The following is an 8431-nucleotide window of genomic DNA, read 5'->3' as shown; positions in this document are numbered from 1 at the left end:
GTGGCCGCCGGCGAACAGGTTCACCTCGAGCTCGGCGCTGGTGCTGGTCTGCCACGCGTAGAGATCACGGGGGCCGACGAACGGATCGTCGTCGCCGCCGAGCACCAGCAGGGGCGCGGCGACCTGGACGTCGGTGCCGCAGGAGTAGGCGTCGAAGGCGCGGTAGTCGGCCTTGAGCACCGGCAGCGCCATCCGCATGACCTCACGGCTGGCCATCACGTCGGCGCCGGTGCCGTTGAGGGCGGCCATGTGGTCGAGCAATTCCTCGTCCTCGGTGGGATGCCCGGGGAGCTCGGCGATCCGGTGCGGTGCGGCCGCCGCGGAGGCCACCAGCAAACGCACGGGCAACCCGGCGGCCTCGGCCAGCCGGACGAACTCGAACGCGACGATGGAACCCATGCTGTGGCCGAAGACGGTCAGCGGGGCGCCGGTGTCGTGGGCGGAGCCGCGGAAGGCCTCGAAGGCGCCGGCGGCGAGTTCGGGCAGGGTCTCGGCGGCGGCGTCACGCACGCGATCCTGGCGGCCGGGGTACTGGATCACCACGGTGTCGAAGTCCTGGGCCATACGCTTGGCGAACACCCGGTAGGCGGAGGCACCGGCGCCCGCGTGCGGGAAGACGATCAGCGGCGGTAGGGAGTCGCGAGCTTGCCGGTTTCTACGAGCTTCTTCGCGGTCGCCACGGTGACGCCGCCCGCAGTCTCGGTGAAGATGCCTTCGGTGCGCGCGAGCAGCCGGATGCCTTCGACGACCTCTTCGTCGGTGACGTCCTCGATCGCGCCGCCGGTGCGGTTGACCACGTCGAGCACGTACGGGCCGTCGGCCGGGTTGCCGATCGCCAGCGAGCGGGCGATGGTGTCCGGCTTCACCGGCTGGACCACGTCGTGGCCGTTGCGGTACGCGGTGGAGACCGGCGAGCAGCCGGTGGCCTGTGCGCCGAACACCTTGTACGGGCTGGCGTCCACGAGACCGAGCTGGCCCAGCTCGCGGAAACCCTTGTCCACCTTGGTGAGCTGGGAACCGGAGGCGATCGGCACGACGATCTGCTCGGGGATGCGCCAGCCGAGCTGCTCGGCGACCTCGTAGGCGAGCGTCTTCGAGCCCTCGGAGTAGTACGGGCGGACGTTGACGTTCACGAACGCCCACTTCGGGTGCTCGCCGGCCAGTTCGGTGGCGAGCCGGTTCACGTCGTCGTAGTTGCCGTCGACGGCGATCAGGTCGCCGTCGTAGACCGCGGTGGTGAGGATCTTCGCGCGCTCGAGGCTCTTCGGGATCAGCACGACCGACCGCCAGCCGGCGCGGGCCGCCGCGGCGGCGGTCGCGTTGGCCAGGTTGCCGGTCGAGGGACACGCGAGGACCTCGAAACCGAACTCGCGGGCCGCGGCGAGCGCGACGGCGACCACGCGGTCCTTGAACGAGTGCGTCGGGTTGCCGGTGTCGTCCTTGACCCACAGGCTCTTGAGGCCGAGCTCCTTCGCGAGCCGGTCGGCGCGCACGAGCCGGGTACAGCCGGGTTCGGTGTTCGGAGTCTCCTCGACGGTCGAGGGGACGGGAAGGAGTTTCTTGTAACGCCAGATGTTGCGCGGGCCCGCCTCGATGTCCTCGCGGCGGACGCGGCCGAAGTCGTAGGCGACCTCGAGCGGCGAGAAGTCTTCGGCGGAGACGAATTCCGGAGCGAGCGGCTGCCGGTGCCCTTCTTCCTTCGACACCAGTTCGACGGCCGGACCGAGGTCGATCGTCTTGTTGGCGGAGGTGGCGCTGAGGGCTGCAGTCATCGCGAGGTTCCTTTCCTCATCTGCCCCGCCGAAGCGGGCCGGAATTGGCACCGTGGTCGTCAGCTATCCCGCGATCGCGGGATGACAGGCTGTACGCCGGTTGCCGGGGCTTCGTCGGGCCGTTCCCTCTGCCCCTCTGGATGAGCGGTATTCGGTTGTCGGAGCGCCGGTGGGCGCGTCCTCGGCTACACCGTACGACATCCCGATCAGCTCGTGCCACGGAGGCGGCCCACATCACCGGAGCGGACGGCCCGGCGACCGGGTGAGAGGATGGCGAGGTGACCACCGCACCCGCGCCGCTGCACCTCGTCACGGGCGAGGAAGAACTGCTCATCGAACGGGCTGTGCGAGCGTCCCTCGACGCGGCCAAGGCCGCGGACCCGACGGCGGACCTCACGCGGACACGGGTGTCCGATCTCACACCGCCCGTACTGGCTGAGCTGGTCAGCCCGTCATTGTTCGCCGAGGGCCGCGTGATCGTGCTGGAGTCGGCGCAGGACATCTCGCAGGAGCTGTCCGACGCGGTCCTGGCGTACGTGAAGGCGCCCGCCGACGGCATCGTCCTCGTGGTCGTGCACAGCGGCGGCGGGCGGAGCAAGGCCGCGAAGGCGCTGCCTGGCGCGTTGAAAAAAGCGGGCGCGGAGATCACCGAATGCCCGAAGCTCACCAAGCCGGCCGAGCGCGAGGCGTTCGTCCGCAACGAGGTGCGCCGCGCGGGCGGCAAGATCGACGGCGCGGGCCTGATGGCTCTGCTCGACTCGGTCGGCTCGGACCTGCGCGAACTGTCCTCGGCAGCGACGCAGCTGGTCGCCGACACCGGGGGAGTCATCGACGAGCAGGCGGTCCGCCGCTACCACACCGGACGCGCCGACGTGACCGGCTTCGCGGTCGCGGAGAAGGCCGTCGCGGGCGACCGGGCGGCCGCGATGGAGTCGTTGCAATGGGCGATGCAGCTGGGCGTTCCGCACGTCCTGGTGGCCGACGCGCTGGCCGACGCGGTCCGCACGATCGCTCGCGTGTCCGCCGCCGGCCGCGGCAATCCGAACCAGATGGCGGGCGAACTGGGCATGCCGCCGTGGAAGATCCGCAAGGCCCAAGGCCAGTCCCGCGGCTGGGGCCAGGACGGCCTCGCGACCGCGATGCGCGTCGTGGCGCGGCTGAACGCCGAGGTCAAGGGCGCGGCGGCCGACGCGAACTACGCCCTGCAGCGCGCGGTTCTCGAGGTGGTCGCGGCCAAGGGAGACCGCTGACGCCGAGGCGAGGGCGCCTCAGCGGACTGCTGTGTCACCGCCGTGGGAAGACTGCGGCGTTTCGCTGGACGGGATAGCGTTCACCGGGTTCTGCCCCTGGCGACCCGAGCCGACCCCAGAACAGGGAAAAGGCCCGGCAGCCGAAGCCGCCGGGCCTTCCGGAAAGACTGCGCTCAGAGCTGGTTCGCGCGCTTCGCGAGAGCCGACTTCTTGTTCGCGGCCTGGTTGGCGTGGATGACGCCCTTGGTGACGGCCTTGTCGAGCTTGCGAGCGGCGTCGCGCTGCAGTTCGAGGGCCTTGTCCTTGTCACCGGCTTCGGCGGCCTCGCGGAACTTGCGGATCGCGGTCTTCACCGAGGACCGGATCGCCAGGTTGCGCTGCCGCGCCTTCTCGTTGGTGTCGATGCGCTTGACCTGCGACTTGATGTTGGCCATGGAGGCGTTCCTCTTTCACTCGGTGAAGGTCGATGCCGCGTTCGCGTGGCTCCGGATCAGTCCCGAGGGACTGCCGGGTTTCCTCCCTGACGGAATGCCGCACGGCAACAGTCGAAAATCTTAACAGCCCTGTTCGAGGCCCTGGAGCGGGCCCCGGAGCCGGTGACTGTTCGGCATTCCGCCCGCGGCTCCGTTACGGTGGATCTCGGTAGTGCCTAGGGTTCCGTCGCCTGCCCGTGGTCCCGCAGAGCGGGTCGCGAAGACAACGAGGGCGGGCGGGGCTGGTCCGAGCGGCACCTTCGGCGGGACATCGAGCCCTGCCGTTCATCTGACGGGACAAAAGCCTGGAGGACCCGGTCTTCAGCGTGCGCTGAAAACCTGAAAGGGTCGCAGATGAACACCACTGCCCTCGCCATGGTTCTCGTCGCCGCGGTCGTGCACGCCGCGTGGAACCTGGCCGCCAAACGGGTTTCCGCCGGCGGTCCGCGATTCGTCTGGCTGTACTACACGGTTTCCGCGGTGGGGATGCTCCCGGTGATCGCGGTCGCGCTCGCCGTCGAACCGGAACGTCCACAATGGACTTGGCTGCTCGCCGCGCTGGTCACCGCGGTCCTGCACGTGGTGTACGGGATCGTGCTGCAGCGCGGCTACGAGGTCGGCGATCTGTCGGTCGTCTACCCGCTGGCCCGCGGCACCGGACCGCTGGTGTCGGTGCTCGTGGCCGTCACGGTCCTGGGCGAACGGCCCGGTGTGCTCGGGCTGGCCGGCGCCTTCCTGGTCGTCGCGGGCGTCCTGGTGATCAGTCTCGGCGGCAGCACCGGCGACGCGAAGGCTCGTCGCGCCGGCGTGTTCTACGGCGTCGCCACCGGAACGGTCATCGCGGCTTACACGATTTGGGACGCGCATTCGGTCACTTCGCTCGGCGTGCCCCCGCTCGTCTACTTCGGCGGCGGTGCGATCGGCCAGAGCATCCTGCTCGCGCCGGCTGCCGCCCGCGGCCGCTCCGAGATCAAGCGGCTGTGGCGCGACCATCGGCGCGAGGTGCTGATCGTCGGGCTGGCCTCGCCCGCCAGCTACCTGCTGGTCCTGTACGCCCTGCGGATCGCGCCGGTCAGCCTCGTCGCTCCGGCGCGCGAGCTGTCGATCGTCTTCGGCGGGGTCGCCGCCTGGCTCGTGCTCCGCGAGCGCAACGCCGTGCGGCGGCTCGCCGGCTCGCTCGTGGTACTGGCTGGGATCGCTGCGATTGCGGTCGCCTGAGCGGCTCAGGTAGGCAGGAAGCATGGACGTACTGAGCAGCCGGGTGCTGATCCACCCCCGCGACCACGAGGTGTCGACCGCGTTCTACCGCGACGCTCTCGGCCTCGCGATCGAGCGCGAGTTCCCTGGTGGCACGCGGTTTTTCGCCGGTGGCGGTTCGATCGAGGTGGTCGGAGCCGGCGAAGAAGGACCCGGTCCGGACGTCAATCTGTTCCTGCAGGTCCGCGATCTCCCGGCGACTCTGGCCGAATTGGCCGGACGCGGGGTCGAACCGGTGCGCGAGGCCCGTCGCGAACCGTGGGGCACCGACGAGGCGTGGATCGCCGACCCGGACGGGCTGCGGATCGTCCTCGTCGAGGTCCCGGAGGACCACCCGTTGCGCCGCGACAAGCGCTAGCTCGGTTTCACGGCCCGGAGCTGGGCGGCGAGCGGGGCGAACCCGGGCGGGTCCCAGGTCCAGGTCTGCAGGTCGGTGAATCCCGCCGCGGCGGCTTCGCCGGCGAGTTCGTGCCGGGTCACCGGAAGCCATTTCTCGTGCGCCGAGAGCAGCAGCCGTCCGCCTGGCCGCAGCACCCGGAACAACTCGGCGAAGCTCGCCGCACGGTCGTCCCAGAGCTGGACGTTGTTCACGGTCAGCACGACGTCCGCGATCTCGTCCGCGCAGCCGGTCTGAGCCGCGCTGCCCGCGCGCACCTCGGCGCGGTCGCCGCAGCGGTCCGTGCAGAGATCGCGCATCTCGGGGGAGGGTTCGACGCCGATCACCTCGCCGGCGAGCTTGCTCGCCGCGTCGAGGCCGATCCCCGGACCGGGGCCGACGACGAGAACGGTTTCGTCCGGTTCGAGGCGGGCGAGGTCGACGACGCGGTGCTCGGTCGTGGCGTTGCTGACCGCCATCAGCTTGCCGCCGAGCCTGCCCAGCAGGCCGCTGGGGTGGCCGAAAGCCCGGTCGAGCGCGGCGTCGAGGACGCCGGGGCCGGGCGGCGAGGGGGAGGGTGAAGTGGTCATGCTTCGAGGTCATCACGAGTCGCGCGGGGCCGCATCGGGGATGACCCCCACCCGCACCCGGAGGTCCATGGGACGATGGGGTACGGACATCCCCCACCATCCCGAGGACAGCCCGAGTGACAGCGCCCAAGACGTTCGCCGACACCACCTTCACGCCGCCGGAGTTGATCCGCAACTTCTGCATCATCGCCCACATCGACCACGGCAAGTCGACGCTGGCGGACCGGATGCTGCAGCTCACCGGCGTCGTCGAGGAGCGGGCCATGCGCGCGCAGTACCTCGACCGCATGGACATCGAGCGGGAACGCGGCATCACGATCAAGGCCCAGAACGTCCGGCTGCCGTGGAAGATCAAGGACGGCCAGGGCGGTGAACAAGATTATGTCCTGCACATGATCGACACCCCCGGCCACGTCGACTTCACCTACGAGGTGTCCCGCGCGCTCGAAGCGTGCGAAGGAGCGATCCTGCTGGTGGACGCCGCGCAGGGGATCGAGGCGCAGACCCTGGCCAACCTGTACCTGGCGCTGGAGAACAACCTCCAGATCATCCCGGTGCTGAACAAGATCGACCTGCCCTCGGCCGACCCGGACAAGTACGCGGGCGAGATCGCGCACATCATCGGCTGCGAGCCCGACGACGTGCTGCGGGTCTCGGCGAAGACCGGCGTCGGCGTCGGCGCGGTGCTCGACGAGGTCGTGAAGCAGGTTCCGGCTCCGGTCGGCGACTCGGAAGCGCCCGCGCGGGCGATGATCTTCGACTCGGTCTACGACACCTACCGCGGCGTGGTGACCTACATCCGCGTGGTGGACGGCAAGATCACGCCGCGCGAGAAGATCAAGATGATGTCCACCGGCGCCACGCACGAACTGCTGGAGGTCGGCATCATCTCGCCGGAACCGAAGGCCAGCAAGGGCCTCGGCGTCGGCGAGGTCGGCTACCTGATCACCGGTGTGAAGGACGTGCGGCAGTCGAAGGTCGGCGACACCGTCACGGCCGAGCGAAACGGTGCCAAGGAGCCCTTGGCGGGCTACCGCGAGCCGAAGCCGATGGTCTACTCCGGCCTGTACCCGGTGGACGGCTCGGACTACCCGGAACTGCGCGAGGCGCTCGAGAAGCTGCAGCTCAACGACGCCGCGCTGACCTACGAGCCGGAGACGTCGGTGGCGCTGGGCTTCGGCTTCCGCTGCGGCTTCCTCGGTCTGCTGCACCTGGAAATCACCCGGGACCGGCTGGAGCGCGAATTCGGGCTGGACCTGATTTCGACCGCGCCGAACGTGGTGTACCGCGTGGTGCTGGAGGACCGCAGCGAGGTCATCGTCACGAACCCGTCGGACTGGCCGGGCGGGCTCAAGATCTCCGAGGTGCACGAGCCGGTCTCGAAGGTCAGCATCCTCGCGCCGTCGGAGTTCGTGGGCACGATCATGGAGCTGTGCCAGGCGAAACGCGGCAACCTGCTGGGCATGGACTACCTGTCCGAGGACCGCGTCGAGCTGCGGTACACGATTCCGCTGGCGGAGATCATCTTCGACTTCTTCGACACGCTGAAGTCGCGCACCCGCGGTTACGCGTCGCTCGACTACGAGGAATCGGGCGAGCAGGTGGCCGATCTGGTGAAGGTCGACATTTTGCTGCAGGGCGAGACGGTGGACGCGTTCTCCGCGATCGTGCACAAGGACGCTGCCTACACGTATGGAAACCGCATGGCGACCCGCCTGCGCGAGCTGATTCCGCGGCAGCAGTTCGAGGTGCCGATCCAGGCGGCGATCGGTTCGCGGATCATCGCGCGCGAAACGATCCGCGCCATCCGCAAGGACGTGCTGGCCAAATGCTACGGCGGCGACATCTCGCGGAAGCGGAAACTGCTGGAGAAGCAGAAGGAAGGCAAGAAGCGCATGAAGACCGTCGGCAGGGTGGAGGTGCCGCAGGAAGCGTTCGTCGCGGCACTGTCCACTGAGGACAACGGGAAGAACAAGAAGTAGGTCCCCCTTCGGGTGAACGGCGGCTCCGGCTTTCCGGGAGCCGCCGTTTTTGTCGGTGGGGGCTGGTGTTCTCAATTGCGGACAGAGACTCTCTGGCGCGAACAGGGAAAGGAGAGCACCATGACGGTCATGACGGACATCGAGTATCCGCCCGGGTCGGACCCCATGACGGTGCACGACCTCGAGGGGATGCCGCAGGATGGCCGCCGTTACGAACTCATCGACGGGACACTCCTCGTGAGCCCCGCGCCAGGTCTGAGACACCAGACCATCGGCTACCGGCTGTACGGCGTGCTCGATGCGGCCTGTCCGGAAGAATTGTTCGTCGTCGGCGCGCCGTTCGCGGTGCACGTGGGCGATCGGATAGAGCTGCAGCCGGATGTGCTGGTAGGACGGACCGAGGATTTCACTGCCAAGGATCTGCCCGTGCCGCCGGTGCTTGCGGTCGAGGTGCTGTCGCCGAGCACGTCGATTCACGACCTGAACACCAAGAAGGCGCTCTACGAACGGCTGGGCGTCCCGAGCTACTGGGTGATCGACCCGGTGACCGCCGAACTGGCCGTGTTCGAACTGGACGAGGACGGTCGCTATCGCCAGGTCGCCAAGACGGCGGGTGCCGAGGTTTTCGAGGCGCAGCGGCCGTTCTCGGTTCGGGTGGTGCCCGAGGAGTTGATCGGAAGGAGCTGATCTGTTCCGGTTGAGTCGCCCGGATATCGTGCGACGGAGGACTC

At 68.9% G+C, this 8431-nt stretch carries 8 protein-coding genes, 1 pseudogene and 1 riboswitch; of the genes and pseudogenes, 5 read left to right on the top strand and 4 right to left on the bottom strand.

Annotation, left to right across the window (positions count from 1 at the left end; genetic code table 11):
• On the bottom strand, positions 1 to 579 hold a 579-nt coding region (locus ACWDNU_RS36430; RefSeq protein ID WP_449672210.1), incomplete at its 3' end, for a thioesterase II family protein.
• 62 nt (positions 580 to 641) lie between these two features.
• A pseudogene (gene thrC / locus ACWDNU_RS36425) lies at positions 642 to 1772 on the bottom strand (threonine synthase); the annotation flags it as partial.
• 13 nt (positions 1773 to 1785) lie between these two features.
• Positions 1786 to 1919, bottom strand: a riboswitch (SAM riboswitch).
• A gap of 131 nt (positions 1920 to 2050) precedes the next feature.
• Here thrC and holA point away from each other — a divergent pair.
• Positions 2051 to 3022: a DNA polymerase III subunit delta gene (holA, locus tag ACWDNU_RS36420; protein ID WP_354736798.1), complete on the top strand. Its 972-nt coding sequence runs from the start codon at positions 2051 to 2053 to the stop codon at positions 3020 to 3022.
• A gap of 173 nt (positions 3023 to 3195) precedes the next feature.
• On the opposite strand, the gene rpsT is transcribed toward holA, so the two are convergent.
• Entirely contained in the window at positions 3196 to 3456 is a 261-nt protein-coding gene (rpsT, locus tag ACWDNU_RS36415; protein WP_116200451.1) for a 30S ribosomal protein S20, read from the bottom strand.
• A 393-nt stretch (positions 3457 to 3849) separates the two neighbouring features.
• Here rpsT and ACWDNU_RS36410 point away from each other — a divergent pair, with 393 nt between their 5' ends.
• Both ACWDNU_RS36410 and ACWDNU_RS36405 read left to right on the top strand, forming a co-directional pair.
• Entirely contained in the window at positions 3850 to 4713 is an 864-nt protein-coding gene (locus ACWDNU_RS36410; protein WP_370935638.1) for a DMT family transporter, read from the top strand.
• Positions 4714 to 4735: 22 nt separating this feature from the next.
• Positions 4736 to 5110: a VOC family protein gene (locus ACWDNU_RS36405; protein ID WP_370935639.1), complete on the top strand. Its 375-nt coding sequence runs from the start codon at positions 4736 to 4738 to the stop codon at positions 5108 to 5110.
• Here the strand turns inward: ACWDNU_RS36405 and ACWDNU_RS36400 are convergent.
• Positions 5107 to 5718, bottom strand: a complete 612-nt coding sequence (locus ACWDNU_RS36400; protein ID WP_449672209.1) for a class I SAM-dependent methyltransferase — start codon at positions 5716 to 5718, stop codon at positions 5107 to 5109. The two genes, ACWDNU_RS36405 and ACWDNU_RS36400, sit on opposite strands and share 4 nt — an antisense overlap.
• Positions 5719 to 5834: 116 nt before the next feature.
• Here ACWDNU_RS36400 and lepA point away from each other — a divergent pair, with 116 nt between their 5' ends.
• Together lepA and ACWDNU_RS36390 are read left to right on the top strand one after the other, a co-directional pair.
• The gene (gene lepA, locus ACWDNU_RS36395; protein WP_370935641.1) at positions 5835 to 7700 is read left to right on the top strand and encodes a translation elongation factor 4; all 1866 of its coding nucleotides are present in this window, start codon (positions 5835 to 5837) and stop codon (positions 7698 to 7700) included.
• A gap of 120 nt (positions 7701 to 7820) precedes the next feature.
• Entirely contained in the window at positions 7821 to 8387 is a 567-nt protein-coding gene (locus ACWDNU_RS36390) for a Uma2 family endonuclease (RefSeq protein WP_370935642.1), read from the top strand.
• Positions 8388 to 8431 lie beyond the last annotated feature (44 nt).

This window comes from Amycolatopsis sp. NPDC003676 (assembly GCF_053587275.1).
This window is presented reverse-complemented; position numbering and strand designations above follow the sequence as displayed.